General features: G+C 73.9%; 14 protein-coding genes. 11 read left to right on the top strand and 3 right to left on the bottom strand.

What is annotated here, in order from left to right:
• Positions 1 to 87: 87 nt before the first annotated feature.
• A complete protein-coding gene (locus ABT008_RS09135) occupies positions 88 to 681 on the top strand; it encodes a helix-turn-helix domain-containing protein (RefSeq protein ID WP_350695014.1) in 594 nt (197 codons plus the stop codon).
• Entirely contained in the window at positions 678 to 1,976 is a 1,299-nt protein-coding gene (locus ABT008_RS09130) for an MFS transporter (RefSeq protein WP_350695013.1), read from the top strand. Before ABT008_RS09135 ends, ABT008_RS09130 begins: the two co-directional genes overlap by 4 nt.
• Here the strand turns inward: ABT008_RS09130 and ABT008_RS09125 are convergent.
• Complete coding sequence (locus ABT008_RS09125) at positions 1,883 to 2,125, bottom strand: GNAT family N-acetyltransferase (RefSeq protein WP_350695575.1); 243 nt, start codon at positions 2,123 to 2,125, stop codon at positions 1,883 to 1,885. The genes ABT008_RS09130 and ABT008_RS09125 overlap by 94 nt on opposite strands.
• Positions 2,077 to 2,658, bottom strand: coding sequence for a hypothetical protein (locus tag ABT008_RS09120; RefSeq protein ID WP_350695621.1), 582 nt, complete (start codon positions 2,656 to 2,658; stop codon positions 2,077 to 2,079). The genes ABT008_RS09125 and ABT008_RS09120 overlap by 49 nt, the downstream gene beginning before the upstream one ends.
• Before the next feature lie 118 nt (positions 2,659 to 2,776).
• Here ABT008_RS09120 and ABT008_RS09115 point away from each other — a divergent pair, with 118 nt between their 5' ends.
• From ABT008_RS09115 to ABT008_RS09075, 9 genes are all read left to right on the top strand, one after another.
• The gene (locus tag ABT008_RS09115) at positions 2,777 to 2,983 is read left to right on the top strand and encodes a hypothetical protein (protein WP_117229288.1); all 207 of its coding nucleotides are present in this window, start codon (positions 2,777 to 2,779) and stop codon (positions 2,981 to 2,983) included.
• Between the two features lie 75 nt (positions 2,984 to 3,058).
• A complete protein-coding gene (locus ABT008_RS09110) occupies positions 3,059 to 4,597 on the top strand; it encodes a replication-associated recombination protein A (protein ID WP_350695011.1) in 1,539 nt (512 codons plus the stop codon).
• Positions 4,598 to 8,130: 3,533 nt separating this feature from the next.
• Entirely contained in the window at positions 8,131 to 8,757 is a 627-nt protein-coding gene (locus ABT008_RS09105) for a hypothetical protein (RefSeq protein WP_350695574.1), read from the top strand.
• Between the two features lie 148 nt (positions 8,758 to 8,905).
• Positions 8,906 to 9,367: a DUF948 domain-containing protein gene (locus tag ABT008_RS09100; RefSeq protein WP_350695009.1), complete on the top strand. Its 462-nt coding sequence runs from the start codon at positions 8,906 to 8,908 to the stop codon at positions 9,365 to 9,367.
• Between the two features lie 20 nt (positions 9,368 to 9,387).
• A complete protein-coding gene (locus tag ABT008_RS09095; RefSeq protein ID WP_350695007.1) occupies positions 9,388 to 9,693 on the top strand; it encodes a hypothetical protein in 306 nt (101 codons plus the stop codon).
• A complete protein-coding gene (alaS, locus tag ABT008_RS09090; RefSeq protein ID WP_350695006.1) occupies positions 9,690 to 12,368 on the top strand; it encodes an alanine--tRNA ligase in 2,679 nt (892 codons plus the stop codon). The genes ABT008_RS09095 and alaS overlap by 4 nt, the downstream gene beginning before the upstream one ends.
• Positions 12,369 to 12,441: 73 nt before the next feature.
• Positions 12,442 to 12,903 carry a Holliday junction resolvase RuvX gene (gene ruvX / locus ABT008_RS09085; protein WP_350695004.1) on the top strand — a complete coding sequence of 154 codons (462 nt, stop codon included), beginning with the start codon at positions 12,442 to 12,444 and terminating at the stop codon, positions 12,901 to 12,903.
• A complete protein-coding gene (gene mltG / locus ABT008_RS09080) occupies positions 12,900 to 14,096 on the top strand; it encodes an endolytic transglycosylase MltG (protein WP_350695002.1) in 1,197 nt (398 codons plus the stop codon). Before ruvX ends, mltG begins: the two co-directional genes overlap by 4 nt.
• Positions 14,093 to 14,947: a shikimate dehydrogenase gene (locus tag ABT008_RS09075; protein WP_350695001.1), complete on the top strand. Its 855-nt coding sequence runs from the start codon at positions 14,093 to 14,095 to the stop codon at positions 14,945 to 14,947. The genes mltG and ABT008_RS09075 overlap by 4 nt, the downstream gene beginning before the upstream one ends.
• 421 nt (positions 14,948 to 15,368) lie before the next feature.
• On the opposite strand, the gene ABT008_RS09070 is transcribed toward ABT008_RS09075, so the two are convergent.
• On the bottom strand, positions 15,369 to 15,719 hold the full coding sequence (locus ABT008_RS09070) for a hypothetical protein (RefSeq protein WP_350694999.1): 351 nt from the start codon (positions 15,717 to 15,719) through the stop codon (positions 15,369 to 15,371).
• Positions 15,720 to 15,823: the final 104 nt, after the last annotated feature.

The following is a 15,823-nucleotide window of genomic DNA, read 5'->3' as shown; positions in this document are numbered from 1 at the left end:
GAACTCGATCAACAACGCTTCGGCAGCATGCACAATCTCTATGCACAGAACTTGTGCATAGAGATTGTGCAGAGCTATCGTGCGGTCATGGAAGACGTGCAGAAGCCCGCACCGCGCCGGGTGCGGATCGATCATCGGCAGGTCCGGGCGTTGGCGCACCCGCTGCGTACCCGACTGCTCGGTGCGCTGCGGGTGACGGGGGCGTCGACCGCGACCACCCTCGCCGAGCTGCTGGACACCAACACCGGCGCGACCAGCTACCACCTGCGTCAGTTGGCCGAGGTCGGCCTGGTCGTCGAGGAGCCCGACCGGGGTAGCGGGCGGCAACGCTGGTGGCGGGCCGCGCACGACGTCACGAGCTGGGAGAACACCGACTTCGACGACGACCCGGACGCGCGGGCCGCCGTCGAGTGGCTCCAGACCGAGCAGGTACGCCTCTTCGTCGAGCACGCGGAGCGGTGGTTCGCCGTCCGCGACCAGTGGTCGACGGAGTGGCGTGACGCCTTCGGCATGAGCGACGTCTTCCTGACCATCCCGGCGACCCGGCTCAAGGAACTCCAGGCCGAGCTGTTGCAGATCCTCCAGCGCTACCACGCCGAGGCGGACCCCGACGCGCCCGACGCCGAGCAGGTGCAGGTCGTCCTGGCCAGCCACCCGTTGCTGATGGGGCAGAAACGATGACGAGCGGTCTCTCCGCGCTGCAGATCCGCCGTCGTTTCCTGGTGCTGCACGCGCTCCGGTGGTTACCGGTCGGTCTGATGATCCCGGTGACCATCCTGCTCATGCAGGAGCGGGGTCTGACCCTGACCCAGATCGGCCTGGCCGTCGCCGCCCAGGGGGCGGTGGTGCTCGCCCTGGAACTGCCGACCGGAGGGTTCGCCGACGCGCTGGGCAGCAGGCCGGTGCTGGTGGTGGCGAACGTGGTCGGCCTGGTGTCGCTGGCCCTGCTGGTGGTCGCCGACTCCTTCGCCCTGCTGGCCGCCGTCTGGGCGTTGCAGGGCGTGTTCCGTGCCCTGGACAGCGGGCCGCTGGAGTCCTGGTACGTCAACAGCACGCTCGCCGCCGACCCGGACGCCGCGTACGAGAAGGGGCTCGGTCAGGGTGGCACGGTCCTCGGCCTGTCCATGGCGGCCGGCGCCCTGCTCAGCGGTGGGCTGGTGGCCCTGGGCCCGGTGGGTCCGGTCAGCGCGCTCACCACGCCGATCGTGGTCGCGGTCCTGTTGCAGGTGGTCGCGCTGGTGGCGTTGCTGGCGCTGCTGGTGGAACAGCGTCCGGCGGCCGGCGCGGGTGCGCTGCGGTCCTCGGTCCGCGCGGCGCCGCGCATGGTGGGTGAGGCGTTCGGTCTGCTGCGCCGCTCCCGGGTACTGCTCGCGTTGGTCGCGGTCGAGCTGTTCTGGGGCTTCGGCATGATGACCTTCGAGGGTCTGCTGCCGGTTCGGCTGGCCGAGGTGGTGGGTGACCCCGACCGGGCCGCCGCCCTGCTCGGCCCGGCCAGCACCGTGGCCTGGCTGGCCTCGGCCGGCGGTGCGGCGCTCACCCCGCTGCTGATCCGCTGGCTGGGGGCCGCACCCGGTGCCGCCCTGCTGCGGATCGTGCAGGGAGTCACGGTCGTCGGCATGGCCCTGTTCGCCGGTCCGGTCGGCGTGCTGATCGCCTTCTTCGCCTGCTACGCCGTGCACGGCGCGTCCAATCCGCTGCACATGGGACTGCTGCACCGGCAGGTGGACGGTCCCTACCGCAACAGCGTGATCTCGGTGAACTCGATGGTGGCCATGCCGGCGGGGGCGTTGGGCGGGGTGGTGCTCGGCTTCGTCGGCGACCGGGCCGGGGTGGGCACGGCGATGCTGGTCGGCGCGGTGGTGCTGGCCGTGGCCGCGCCGCTCTACCTGCCGGCCTGGCGGACCGCCCAGGCGTCCGGCGGGGGGTCCGCCCCGCCGGCGAGGCGGACCGAGGTGAGCGGGAAGGCGCCGGTGTAGCCGAGCCGCCGGTACAGCCGGATCGCGCCGACGTTGTCCGGATAGACGCCCAGCGCCACCGTGTCGTACCGGGACGACAACGCCCGCGTCATGCCGGCGGTCAACGCCGCGCCCAACCCCCGGTTGCGGTGCGTCGGGGAGACCGCCAGCCCGGCCAGGAAACCGACTTCCTCGCGGGTGCGATCAGCCGGTCGCCGTCGCGGACGCCGTACCAGTCGACGATCCCGGTGCCGCCGGGCCGAGCCGTACTGGTGGGGAACGCCTCGTCGACCAGCTCGGCCAGGGCCGGGTGGTCCGCCGCGCGCAGGCGGACCACCCGCTCCTCGCCGGGCTGCGGCGGCGGCGCGCCGGTCGTCCAGAGGAAATCCCAGTCCTGGTACGCCGCCACGGCCGCACCGGCGCGGTCGGTGGCCGGATCCAGCCGGGGCAGGTGCACCCACTGGCCCGGGTCGAGCGTCCGCTCCTCGGCCAGCGCGCCGACCAACTCGACGGCCGCGCCCGGCGTCCCGACGGCGGCGCAGATCGTCGACTGGGCCGACGACAGCAGCCAGCACACCGCCCCGTCGTGTCGCCAACCGCGCACCGGGGCGTGGCGCGGCACCGTGTGCCGAAAGAAGGGGTGGTGGTCCACGGCGGCCAGGATCGCCTCCCGGCCGACCAGCACCTCGGCAGCGATGAGCACGGGAACAGCCTAGGTGGGGACGCTGCGGGGCGGCCGGCATCCACGGTGGAGATTGGCGAGCCGACCGATCGGGTACATCCCGCGCCGAACCTACTGGAACCCCCACCGGAGGAACGACATGCTCGCCATCGCCGCCGCCGCGGTCTTCGGCTTCGCCCTGTTGCTCGACCTGCTGGACAGCAAACTGGGAGCACCGGATCTGTTCAACTGGAACACCCTCGTGCTGATCGGCCTGCTGCTGCTCGCGCTCCACCTGGCCGGCTTCGGCAGCCGGGGCGGCGGTGGTGGCCGCTGGTACCGGGGTCGCCGTCCCGGGCGTGGCTGACCGAGAACGATCATCCCGGGCTCGGCCGGCAGCGCGATTCCGGCGTTGTCGGCCGAGCCCGGTACTGTTCGGGTGATGGAGTCCGACGCCCTGTTCACCCTCAGTGAACCCACGGCAGCACCCGGTGCGCCGACGGGTTCCGACGGCGTCGGCGGCTTCACCCCGGTCGGTCCGGACGCGCCGCTTCCGGTCCGGATGCGCCCGGCCACCCTGGACGAACTCGTCGGTCAGGACCACCTGCTCGCCCCGGGAGCGCCCCTGCGGCAACTCGTCGCCGGCAGCGCGCCGATGTCGGTCATCCTGTGGGGGCCGCCGGGAAGCGGCAAGACGACCATCGCCCACCTGGTGGCCGCCGCCACCGACCGGCGGTTCGTGGCCATGTCGGCGCTCTCGGCCGGGGTCAAGGACGTCCGGGCCGTGATCGACACCGCCCGGCGCCAGCGGCGTACCGGTGGCCCGCCGACCGTCCTCTTCATCGACGAGGTGCACCGGTTCAGCAAGACCCAGCAGGACTCCCTACTCGCCGCCGTCGAGGACCGTACGGTCACGCTGCTCGCCGCCACCACGGAGAACCCGTACTTCTCGGTGATCTCCCCGCTGCTGTCCCGGTGCGTGCTGCTCACCCTCCAGCCCCTCGACGACGCGGCGGTCCGCGCACTGCTGCGTCGCGCCCTGACCGACGAGCGTGGCCTCGGCGGCGCGCTCGACTGCGAACCGGAGGCGGAGGACCACCTGGTCCGGCTGGCCGGTGGGGACGTCCGCAAGGCGCTCACCGCGCTGGAGGCGGCGGCCGGGTCGGCGACCGCACTGGGCACCGGCCGGATCGACCTGGCCACCGCCGAGCGGGCGGTGGACACCGCGGCCGTGCGCTACGACCGGGCCGGTGACGCCCACTACGACGTGACCAGCGCGTTCATCAAGAGCATGCGGGGGTCGGACGTGGACGCCGCGCTGCACTGGCTGGCCCGGATGCTGGTCGCCGGTGAGGACGCCCGGTTCATCGCCCGTCGGCTGGTCATCTTCGCCAGCGAGGACGTCGGCATGGCCGATCCGAGTGCCCTCGGCGTCGCCACCGCCGCCGCCCACGCCGTCGAGTACGTCGGGCTGCCCGAGGTCCAGCTCAACCTTGCCCAGGCGGTGATCCACCTGGCCACCGCCCCCAAGTCGAACTCGGCCACCACCGCGATCGGCGCGGCGATCGCCGACGTGCGGGCCGGTCGGGGCGGCCCGGTCCCGCGCGGTCTGCGCGACGGCCACTACGCCGGTGCCCGAGGGCTCGGCCACGGCATCGGATACCGCTACCCGCACGACGACCAGCGGGGCGTGCTCACCCAGCAGTACGCGCCGGACGACCTGGTCGGCACCGACTACTACCAGCCGAGCCAACACGGTGCGGAACGATCGGTGGCCACCCGGCTGCCACTGCTGCGCCGGATCGTCCGCGGGCTGCCCGCGCCCGCCCGCGTACCGGCGGAGACCACGGGCGACCGGGTAGCGACGACGGGCCGGGCCGAGACGCCGCCGTCCGGAGTCGACGGCGGCCCGTCCACGGTCACGGACGCCCACGCGGCGGATGAGGTCGGCCGCAGCGCCGACGGGAAGGGTCAACAGTGAAATCGTCGGAGCGACCGGAGGACGGCCCGGACGAACGGCGTCCCAAGGCCCGCCGCTGGGGCCGGAGCAAACCCGAGGCTGCTCCGGAGGAGCCGGGCGCCGGTGAGGACTTCGGCTGGATCGACGACCTACGCTCGGCCAAGCAGCAGCGCGGCGAACTGGGCCCGGACGGGGTAGCCCCGGTTCCGGACGGCCCCGGCGCCCGCCCCGGCCCGTCCGCGCCGCCGGTCACCGACCGGCCCGGGCAGGTGCCTCCGGTCCGTCCGGGCCAGCCGCCCGCCGGTCGCCCGGCGCCACCGTCCGGCTCTGCCCCGGCGCCACCGTCCGGGCCCGTCCCGCCGCCGGCCCCCGGTGGCCGGGCCCCGATGCCGTCCGGCCCCGGTGGGCCGGATCCGGCCGTCGGCCCCCCGGCCGCGCCGCCCCGCCGGCTGCCGGCCGAACCACCACGCTCCCGCCCGGTCGACGGGCCGTGGCCGGGCGCACCGGCCCCCCGGCCGCCCGCCGGTCCGCCGCCTCACGCTGCGCCGCCCGCTGGTCCGCCGCCTCACGCTGCGCCGCCCGCTGGTCCGCCGCCTCACGCTGCGCCGCCCGCTGGTCCGCCGCCTCACGCTGCGCCGCCCGCTGCCGGGCCCCGGCCGCCCGCCGCCGCGCCCCCCGCCCCCGGCCCCCGGCCGCCCGCTGGACCCGGCGACCGTGCGCCAGGTGGGCCGCCCTTCGCGAGCGGTCCGTCGGCCCCGGGGCCAGGCGGGGGGCCGCCGTTCGCCGCCGGTCCGTCGGCTACGGGGCCCGGCGACCGTGCTCCGAGCGGTCCACCGTTCGCCGCCGGTCCGTCGCCAGCAGGTCCCGGCGACCGTGCTCCGAATCCGCCGCCGCCCGGCGGGCGACGGGAAGCCGGCCCGACGGGCGAGCCGACCGGTGGTTGGTCGGCCGCCGACGCGGGCGGTCCGCCCGGCTGGCGAGGGCGTCCCGGGCCCGCCGAGCCGGTCTCGGGAGCGCCGGGCGGCCCGGTCTCCGCCATGCCGTCCGGCCCGGTCTCCGGTGCGCCGACCGGCCAGGTCCCGGGTGGGCCGACCGGCCACGTCCCGGGTGGGCCCGGCGGGACCGGTGGACCGACCGGCCCCGCGCCGAACCAGCCCACGCCACGCCGGAACCCCTCCGGTCGGCCCGGCGGGATTCCGGCCAGCGCGCGCCGGACCGTCCCGCGCGGTCCCCAACGGGGCACGACGCCGCCGGAGTCGGGCGCCGGTCCGCGTACCGCTGACCGCACCGACCCCGACGTGACCGCCGGCGGCCGGGCGGGACGCTTCGGTGGCCCCGCCGGGCCCCGCCCGACCGCGCCGCACCCGGCCGACGGTCCCACCCACCCGGCCGTGCCGCACCATGTCGGCGCGCCTGCGCCCGACACCACTGGCCCGGTGCCCCGCCGGGGCCGCCGAGCGGCGGACGAGAGCGGGCAGGACACCGACGCCGGTACCCGCCCGTCGCCATCGGGCGTGGCGGGGCCGACCGGTGGTCCCGCCGTCCCCGGTGGGCCCTCGGCCGAGCCGGCGGGCGGCCGTCGGGGCGGACGGCGCCGCGCCGCCGAGCCCGAGGAAGAACAACCGATCGTCCCGCTGTCTGGCAACGCGCCGGCCATCCCCGGAGTGCCGTCCGGCGATCCGTCGGCGATGCCTGCCACCCCGCCGGAGGTTCGCACCGCGACGCCCGAGCGTGCCGACGGCTCGGTCCGGGGCCGTCGCGCCGCGCCGGAGGAACCGGCGACGCCACCGGCCGGCCGCCGGTCCGCCGAGCCGACCGAGACGCCGGTACGCAGCCGCCGCGCGGCCGACACCGAAGAGGCGCCGCCCCAGGGCCGGCGGGCCGCCGACGAATCCGGACGCGCTGCCGCGACCGGCGACACCGGCGAGCGACCGTTCACGGCCCGGCCCGGCGACACCGGCGAACGACCGTTCGCCGCACGGTCGGGTGACACCGGTGAGCGGCCCTTGGCGTCGCGGCCCGGCGACACGGGTGAGCGGCCGTTCGCGGCCCGGCCCGGTGACGGTCGGGCCGGGCGTCCGGAACGGCCGGCCGACTGGCTGCGGCAGGCCGGGCGCGGACACCACACCGATCCGGCACTGCCGACGGTCAAGCGGCGGCCCGGCACCCCGCCCGGTGGTCCGGCCGGGCACGCAGGCGGCACCCCGTCCGGCGGTACGGCGATGCTCGGTGGTCGTCGTGACGCGGACGGCTCCGCCCGCGCGATGCCGGACGACCAGACCGAAACGGGCGGCATCCCCGGCTGGCCCGCTGCGGCCATCCCCGGAGCCGGCAGCGCCGCGCCGGTACGCCCCGGTGGCGGCCGCCCCGACGCACCGCCGACCGACCGTGGTCGACCTGACGGTGCGCCCACCGATCGCGGTCGACCCGACGGGCCACCTGCCGAACGTGGTCGACCCGATGGGCCACCTGCCGAACGTGGTCGACCCGATGGGCCACCGACCGAACGTGGCCGACCCGATGGGCCACCGACCGAACGTGGCCGACCCGACGGACCGCCGGCCGGGCGGGGCCGGGCCGAACCGCCCGGCGGGCCTGGCCCGGCGGGCCCAGGGGCGGCAACCGGCCGACCCGGACCCGAGGCGCCCACCGGCCGTTCCCGGCCGACCGGTCACCCGGACGGTGGTCCGGCCGGTCCGCCGCGCGGCACCGCGCCGACGGACGGCATGCCGCCCGGTCCGCCGCGCGGGACCGCCCGCCCCGAGGTCGGTCCGCCGTCGCGTGGACCGCTGCCCCCGGACGCCGGTGCGCCGCGTGGTCCGGTGCCTCCGGACGGCGCGCCGCCGCGTGGTGCGGCGGGCCCCGACACGATGGCGGCAGGTCCCGGCGCGGGGCCGGTCCGTCCCGGCGGCATGCCGCCGGGACCCGCTCGCGGTGCCGCCCGGCCCGCCGGCCCGACCCTTCCGGAGGGGGGACCGCGCCGCCCCGACGGCGGCCCGGTGCGCCCCGACGCGGGTCCTCGTCGCCCCGACGGTGGTCCGGCCCGGCCCGAGGGCGGTCCGGGACGGCCTGACGCTGGTCCGGGACGGCCCGATGGTGGTCCGCAACGACCTGACGCTGGTCCGGGACGGCCCGAGGGCGGTCCGGGACGACCTGACGGTGGACACGGGAGGCCGGACGCCGGCCCGGCGGGCGGTGCTGTTCCCGGCCACCCGTCGCCGCCGGCCGCAGGTCCCGGCGAACCGCCGGCCGCGGTGGCCCGCGCCACCGCGTCGGCTCCACGCCCCGACGACCGGCTGGCCGGTCGGGCCGCCCCACCCCAACGGGACCCGGCCCGCCCGGAACCGTCCGGTGCCGCACCGGTGCCCCCGCCACCCCGCGCCGGGGAGGCGCCAGCGGTGGCCCGGGCCGCCGCCGTGGTGCCGTCCGCCGACCCGACCGGGCCCCGGCCCGCACCCGAGCCGGCGGTACGGCGACCCACCGACCCGGACGACTCCGACGGTGACCGCCCCGACGACGAGGCAGCGGACGCCGACCCGGAGACGCGTCGGCAGATCGGTGCCGGTCAGCGTCGCCGTACGCTGCTGCTGGCCCTGGTCAGCGTGCTCCTGCTGGCTGGCGTACCGGCCTTCTTCGGCGTGCAGGCGATGAACCGGGACCCGGTCTTCGTCTCGCTCGACGAACTGGAGGTGCCGGAGTGGGCCGCGGTGCAGCCGGAGGACTACGCCAGCGGCAGCCGCTGGTGCCTGCTCGACTGCCGTCTGCGCGAGCGGACCGTCACCTCCGAGCGGGCGCCGGATGAGACCGCCCAGGTGTACGAGGCCGCGCTCAGCCGCGACGGTTGGCAGCCCTGGCGGCCCGCGTACTGCCCGGAGCAGGAGGAGAACGGCAGCTACACCTGCTGGCGGCGGGACGAGTTGACGCTGGACCTGTGGGTCCGGGAGCCGACCTGCGTACCGCCGCCGGTGGACGGTGAGCCGGCGGTCGTACCCTCGCTCGACCCGTCGACCGCAGCCGAAGAGTGCTCCGGTTCGTTGGTGTCGGTGAAGGTCCGCAATGCGATCGACGACGAGCGGACCAGGCCACAGCCGGACACCGATCCGTCACTGACCGGTGAGGATCCCTTCCCGACGCTGACCGAGGATCCGCTGGGCGAGTTGACGCCGTCACCACCGTCCTGAGCCGATCGTCATCACGGACGGTAGGGTCTGCATCTGGCGGCCCGCCCGCTGCCGAAGGCGCGGGGCGGGCCACCGGTGACGGCGTGGGCGAGAAGGTCGTACGTCTCGTGGGCCGTGATGTCCCGGGACCGTGTTGAGGAGGACAGGCGTGGGCTTTTTGGAGGTCGCGGCATTGATCGCGGCTATCGCGTTCGCGATGCTGGTGCTGATCCTGACGCTGCCCATCCTGCGGCTGCGGCACACCGTGGATGCGACCACCCAAATGATCAACGACCTCAACGACCGGACCGGTCCGTTGCTCGGTGACGTCAACACCACCGTGCGGAACGTCAACGTCACCCTCGAACAGGTGCAGACGTCACTCGACGGCGTGAACCTCCAACTCGCCAAGGTCGACACCATGACCAGCCACGCGCAGAACATCAGCGCCAACGTCGCCAACCTGGTCACCGTCGTCTCGGCCGCGGCGGCGAACCCGCTGGTCAAGGTGGCCGCCTTCGGCTACGGCGTGCGCAAGGCCGCCGCCGCCCGACGCAGCGCCGAGACCGAACGCGAGGTCCGCGACACCATCAAGTCCCAGCGGCGCGCCGCCCGGCGCGGCAACCGCTGATCGACGGCGGAGGTACGAGCATGAAGCGGCTGTTCTGGCTGGGCATCGGTCTGGCCGTCGGCGTGGTGGTGGTCCGCCAGGCGACCCGTGCCGCGCACGCGTACACCCCGGCGGGCATCGCCGACAACCTGTCGCAATCCGCTGGCGGTCTGGTCGAGGAACTGCGTAGCTTCGTGGCGGACGTACGCGCCGGGATGGCCGAGCGGGAACACGAGATCCACGAGGCGTTCGCCCAGGGCGAGGCGTTCGACGACCAGTTCGCCGAGGTGCGCGACGAGCCGCGTATCGGTGACAGAGACATCTTTCCGGAGGAACCCCAGCGATGAAGACGGCGGAGATCAAGCGGCGGTATCTCGCCCACTTCGAGGCGAACGGCCATGCCGTGGTGCCGTCCGCTCCGCTGCCCGCCATCAACGACCCGAACCTGCTGTTCGTCAACGCCGGCATGGTGCAGTTCGTCCCTTACTTCTTGGGGCAGCAGACGCCGCCGTTCTCCCGCGCGGTGAGCGTGCAGAAGTGCATCCGTACGCCGGACATCGACGAGGTCGGCAAGACCAGCCGGCACGGCACGTTCTTCCAGATGAACGGCAATTTCTCTTTCGGCGACTACTTCAAGGACGGGGCGATCCCGTTCGCCTGGGAGCTGGCGACCAAGTCGGTCGAGGCCGGTGGCTTCGGGCTGGATCCGGAGCGGATCTGGGCGACGGTCTACCTCGACGACGACGAGGCGCGGGACATCTGGCTGCGCACCGGGGTGCCGGCGGAGCGGATCGTGCGCCGGGGCAAGAAGGACAACTTCTGGTCGATGGGCATTCCCGGCCCGGCCGGGCCCTGCTCCGAGCTGTACTACGACCGGGGGCCGGAGTACGGCGCCGAGGGCGGCCCGGAGGTCGACGAGGACCGGTACCTGGAGTTCTGGAACCTCGTCTTCATGCAGTACGAGATCGCGGACGTGCTCAACAAGGAGCAGTTCCGGATCGTCGGTGAGCTGCCGAAGAAGAACATCGACACCGGCATGGGCCTGGAGCGGATGGCCTCCATCCTGCAGGGCGTCGACAACCTGTACGAGATCGACGAGGTCCGGCCGATCCTGGACCGCGCCGCCGAGCTGACCGGCAAGCGGTACGGCGCGCACTCCGGGCACGCGGCGAACCAGTCGCACCCCGACGACGTCCGGCTGCGGGTGGTCGCCGACCACGTGCGTACCGCGTTGATGCTGATCGGTGACGGGGTGACCCCGTCCAACGAGGGCCGTGGCTACGTGCTGCGGCGGATCATGCGTCGGGCGATCCGCGCGGTGCGGCTGCTCGGCTGGCAGGAGCGGGCGCTGCCCGAGCTGCTGCCGGTGGCCCGGGACTGCATGGCCCCGTCGTACCCGGAACTGGCCGCCGACTTCGACCGGATCGCCGCGTACGCGTACGCCGAGGAGGACGCCTTCCTGGCGACGCTGCGCGCGGGCACCACGATCCTGGACACCGCGATCACCGAGACGAAGTCGGCGGGTCGGCCGGCGCTCACCGGTGACAAGGCGTTCCAGCTACACGACACGTACGGCTTCCCGATCGACCTGACCCTGGAGATCGCGGCCGAGCAGGGCCTCAGCGTCGACCAGGAGGGCTTCCGGCGGCTGATGGCCGACCAGCGGTCCCGGGCCAAGGCCGACGCGCTGGCGCGCAAGACCGGGCACACCGACCTGTCGGCGTACCGGCCGGTGCTCGACGCCGGTGGACCGGTGACCTTCACCGGGTACACCGAGGTCTCCCGCGAGTCGACGGTGCGGGCGGTGCTCGGCACCGACGGGCCGCGTGCGGCGGCGGTCGAGGGCGACCTGGTCGAACTGGTCCTGGACACCACGCCGTTCTACGCCGAGGGCGGCGGACAGCAGCCCGACGTCGGCATGATCACCGTCGGTGGCGGGCAGGTCGAGGTCCTCGACGTGCAGCAGCCGGTGCCGGGGCTGATCGTGCACCGGGCCCGGGTGGTCCGGGGCGAGGTCCGGGCCGGGGAGACCGGGTACGCCGAGATCGACACCAGTCGTCGGCGGGCCATCTCCCGGTCGCACACCGCGACCCACCTGGTGCACCAGACCATGCGTAACTTCCTCGGTGAGTCCGCCACCCAGGCCGGTTCGCTGAACGCCCCGGGTCGGCTGCGGTTCGACTTCAACACCGCCACCGGCGTGGCGCCGAGCGTGCTGCGCGACGTGGAGCAGCAGGTCAACGAGGTGCTCCTGGCGGACCTTGAGGTGCACGCCTTCGTCACCTCGCTGGAGGAGGCGCGCCGGATCGGCGCCATGGCGTTGTTCGGCGAGAAGTACGGCGACCAGGTCCGGGTGGTCGAGGTCGGCGACTACGCCCGGGAGCTGTGCGGCGGCACCCACGTGGCCCGCTCCGGCCAGCTCGGCCTGGTCAAGATCCTCTCGGAGTCGTCCATCGGTTCCGGCGTACGCCGGGTCGAGGCGCTGGTCGGCATGGACGCGTTCAACTTCCTGGCCCGTGAGCACCTGCTGGTGGCCCGGCTCGCCGAGCTGTACCGAGTCCCCTCCGAGCAGGTGGCGGACCGGGTCGAGCAGACGGTGACCCAGCTCCGCGACGCGGAGAAGGAGCTGGAGAAGCTGCGCGCCCAGCTCGTACTCGGCGGTGCGGCGGCGTTCGCCGCGCAGGCCCGGGACGTGCGCGGGGTGGCCTACGTCGGCATCGAGGCGCCCGAGGGGGCGGCCGGCAACGACGTCCGCACGCTGGCCCAGGAGATCCGGGGCCGGATCGACGCGGCCCGGCCGGGCGTGGTCGCGGTGGCGGCCCGCGCGAACGGGAAGGCGTCCCTGGTGGTGGCGGTGAACTCGGCCGCCCGCAACCGTGGCCTCGCCGCGAACGACCTGGTCAAGGCGGCGTTCTCCGGGCGCGGTGGTGGCAGTCCGGACCTGGCCCAGGGCGGTGGGCAACCGGCGTCGGAGGTCCCCACACTGTTGCTCACGGTGGAGAAGGCGGTCGCCGAGGCGTGAGTCCTCAGAACCTCAGGGCAGGGCGGGCCGCGCAGGTCCGCCCTGCCGTGTATATCGGGCGAGGTGACGAAGCGTGACCGGGTTGTCCCGGGGTGTGCGGTTGGGCGTGGACGTCGGACAGGTGCGGATCGGGGTCTCCCGGTCGGATCCGCACGGGGTTCTCGCCACCCCTCTGGTCACCCTCTCGCGGGAGCAGAATCCCAGGCCAGACGCGGTGCCGACGGACCTCGCGGAGGTGGCCGCACTGGTCGCCGAGCACGAGGCGGTCGAGGTGGTGGTGGGCCTACCGGTGAACCTGGCGGGTAAACACGGCCCCGCAGCGGAACACGTGAAGGCGTACTCTCGACAACTGGCCGATGTGATAGCGCCTGTTCCGGTGACGCTGACTGACGAGAGGATGTCCACGGTCGTGGCGAGTCGTAGGCTTGCCGAGCGCGGTGTCCGGGGGAAGAGACAACGGGCGGTGGTCGACCAGGCCGCCGCGGTGGAGATTCTGCAGAGCTGGCTGGACGCGCAGCGGAGGCGGACCGAATGATGGACGATCTGGACCTCGGGTTCGACGAGCAGGACCGGGGGGAGAAGGGCAAGCACCGTCGGGGACGGCGGCGCGGTGGCCGTTCCGGTAGCGGTAAGGGCAAGACAGTCCTTGCCCTGATGCTGGCGCTGGTGCTGCTCGGCGGCATCGGCGGCGGCGCCTTCTACGGCTTCGACCGGATCCAGAGCTACTTCGTCACACCGGACTTCGACGGCGACGGCACCGAGGACGTGACGATCCAGATCCCGCAGGGCGCGTTCCTGGCCGACATGGCCGTGGTGCTCCGCGACGCCGGCGTGATCAAGAGCACCAAGGCGTTCATCGAGGCGGCGCAGGACAACTCCCGCAGTCGCAACATCCAGCCCGGTACGTACAAGCTGCGCAAGGAGATGAGCGGCGCGAACGCCCTGGCCGCGATGCTCGACCCGCAGAACCGGATCGTCAACGGGCTCACCATTCCCGAGGGGCGCACCGCCAAGAGCGTCTTCAAACTGCTCAGCGAGCAGACCGACATCCCGGTCAAGGAGTTCGAGGCCGCCGCGAAGGACCCGGAGAAGCTCGGCGTACCGGACTGGTGGTTCAAGCGCGAGGACGGGAAGAAGGTCACCAAGTCCATCGAGGGCTTCCTCTTCCCGGACACCTACGAGATCCCGCCGAACGCCACCGCCGAGGTGATCCTGGGGCAGATGGTCGACCACTTCCTCTCCGTCACCGGGCAGATGGACTTCGCCGACCGGGTGCAGAAGGAACGCGGCGGGATCAGCCCGTACGAGGCGTTGATCGTGGCGTCGCTGGCCCAGGCCGAGGCCGGCACCAAGAAGGACCTGGGTCGGGTCGCCCGGGTCGCCTACAACCGGGTCTACTCGGGCACGTTCGACTGCAGTTGCCTGGAGATGGACGTCACGGTCAACTACTACTTCGAGTCGATCGGGCAGGAGGGCAAGACCTCCGGCCAGATGACGCGGAGCGACCTCGACAACCCGAAGAACCCGTACAACCGCAAGTTGCCGGGCATGATCCCGACGCCGATCAACAACCCGGGCAAGGAAGCGCTGGAAGGCGCGATGGACCCGCCGGCCGGCGACTGGCTCTTCTTCGTGGCGATCGACAAGCAGGGCAACTCCGCCTTCACCAAGGACTACAGCCAGCACGAGCGCAACATCGAGAAGGCCAAGGAGAACGGCGTCCTGTGACGGTGGCGCCACGGCGGGCGGCAGTGCTGGGCAAGCCGATCGCCCATTCGCTCTCCCCGGTGATCCACAACGCCGGGTACGCCGCCGCCGGGCTCGCCGGGTGGTCGTACACCCGGATCGAGTGCGCGGCGGCGGAGTTGCCGGACCTGGTCGCCGGGCTGGGCCCGGAGTGGGCCGGGCTGTCGGTGACCATGCCCGGCAAGGAGGCGGCGCTGACCGTCGCCGCCGAGGTCTCGCCGGTCGCCGCCGCCGTCGGCGCGGCCAACACGCTGGTACGCCGTCCCGACGGCACCTGGTACGCGGACAACACCGACGTCACCGGCATGGTCGACGTGCTGACGTCCGCAGGCGTGGGCGCGAATGCCCCTCGCGTGGTGCCGACCGTCACGGTGCTGGGTGCGGGTGGCACCGCGCGGGCGGCGCTGGCGGCAGCGGCTCGGCTGGGCGCGACCGGGGTGACCGTGGTGGCCCGCCGCACGGCAGCGGTCGAGGAGTTGGTGCCGGTGGCCACCGCCCTGGGACTGACGCTGACCGCCGCCCCCTGGGCGGACGCGGTCGCGCTGGCCGACGTCGACCTGCTGATCTCCACGGTGCCGAAGGGCGCTGCCGACGAGCTTGCCGGTGTGGTGCGCTGGCGTCCCACCACGGTGCTCTTCGACGCCATCTACGATCCGTGGCCGACCCCGCTGGCCGCCTCGGCCGCTGCCGCCGGCTGCCCGGTCGTCTCCGGCCTGGACCTGTTGTTGGCCCAGGCCGTCGGCCAGTTCGTGCAGTTCACCGGCGTCCCCGCCCCCCGCGCCGCGATGGCCGCCGCCCTGACCGCTGCTCGGGTCGCCGCGCGGGTCGACTGACTGCCGCAGGAGTTACCGCCAGCCAGCCTGCCCAAGCTCCCACCGCACCCCAGACCCCGTATCTCGCCACCACAGGCACGGCCCGCGCCACCCCACCCACGTCCCCACCCCGTCCTGCCCTGGCCCGCCGATCATGGACTTGTGGCTGCCTCGAATAGCCCCAAGGTGTGACAGAAGCACCGCCACAACTCCATGATCGGCGGGGGTGAGCAGGCCCGGCGAGCGGGGCAGGGCAGGGCAGGGGCGTTTGCTTGCGCGTGGATGCCACTCCATCCCGGATCGAGTGGCATCCACGCGGCTGCGAAGGCACTCGATCCCGGATCGAGTGCCTTCGGCGCTCGGCGCTCGGCGCTCGGCGCTTTCGGCTCGGGGCTTCGCGATCTTGGTGCGGAAGTGCCCTTGGGGGTTTGTGCACCGAGGTCTATTGCGTCTCTGGGGTAGGCGTGGGGGGACCGGGGTGGCGGCGTGGGGCTGCCCAGGCGAGGAACCGGGTGAAGAGGGTGGCCGGGTCGGGGCCGTCGTGCGGGTTGAGGTGGTAGAGGTCGCGCATCGCCTCGTACATCAGGCCGGCGAGATAGATCGACAGGCCGGTGGCGTTGCCGTCGTACTCGACGCGGAGCAGGAGTCGGGCCTCGCCGCAGGGCCAGGGTTGCCCGTCGGCGCGGCAGCACCACATCGGCCGCAGCGGGGTGTGCGGGACGTCGGCGGCGCGGGCGTGCGGGCGTACCGGAGGTGGGCCACCACCCGGGGCGAAGAGTCGTGTGCCGATCATGGGCGGCCCCCGTTCGCCCGCCACTGTTGCCCCGGCGTCAGCCAGCCGGGGCGCCCGGGGCGGTGCCGGGGCAGCGGCCGGGTCGGCTGACGCATCCACTCGGG

The sequence above is a fragment of the Micromonospora sp. NPDC002389 genome, assembly GCF_040296095.1.
Taxonomy (GTDB): domain Bacteria; phylum Actinomycetota; class Actinomycetes; order Mycobacteriales; family Micromonosporaceae; genus Micromonospora.
This window is presented reverse-complemented; position numbering and strand designations above follow the sequence as displayed.

Excerpts from the sequence above, each read along its gene's own strand:
- ABT008_RS09135 (WP_350695014.1), top strand. The coding sequence starts at position 88 with ATGGAAGACGTGCAGAAGCCCGCACCGCGCCGGGTGCGGATCGATCAT.
- ABT008_RS09130 (WP_350695013.1), top strand. The coding sequence starts at position 678 with ATGACGAGCGGTCTCTCCGCGCTGCAGATCCGCCGTCGTTTCCTGGTG.
- ABT008_RS09115 (WP_117229288.1), top strand. The coding sequence starts at position 2,777 with ATGCTCGCCATCGCCGCCGCCGCGGTCTTCGGCTTCGCCCTGTTGCTC.
- ABT008_RS09110 (WP_350695011.1), top strand. The coding sequence starts at position 3,059 with ATGGAGTCCGACGCCCTGTTCACCCTCAGTGAACCCACGGCAGCACCC.
- ABT008_RS09095 (WP_350695007.1), top strand. The coding sequence starts at position 9,388 with ATGAAGCGGCTGTTCTGGCTGGGCATCGGTCTGGCCGTCGGCGTGGTG.
- alaS (WP_350695006.1), top strand. The coding sequence starts at position 9,690 with ATGAAGACGGCGGAGATCAAGCGGCGGTATCTCGCCCACTTCGAGGCG.
- mltG (WP_350695002.1), top strand. The coding sequence starts at position 12,900 with ATGATGGACGATCTGGACCTCGGGTTCGACGAGCAGGACCGGGGGGAG.
- ABT008_RS09070 (WP_350694999.1), bottom strand. The coding sequence starts at position 15,719 with ATGATCGGCACACGACTCTTCGCCCCGGGTGGTGGCCCACCTCCGGTA.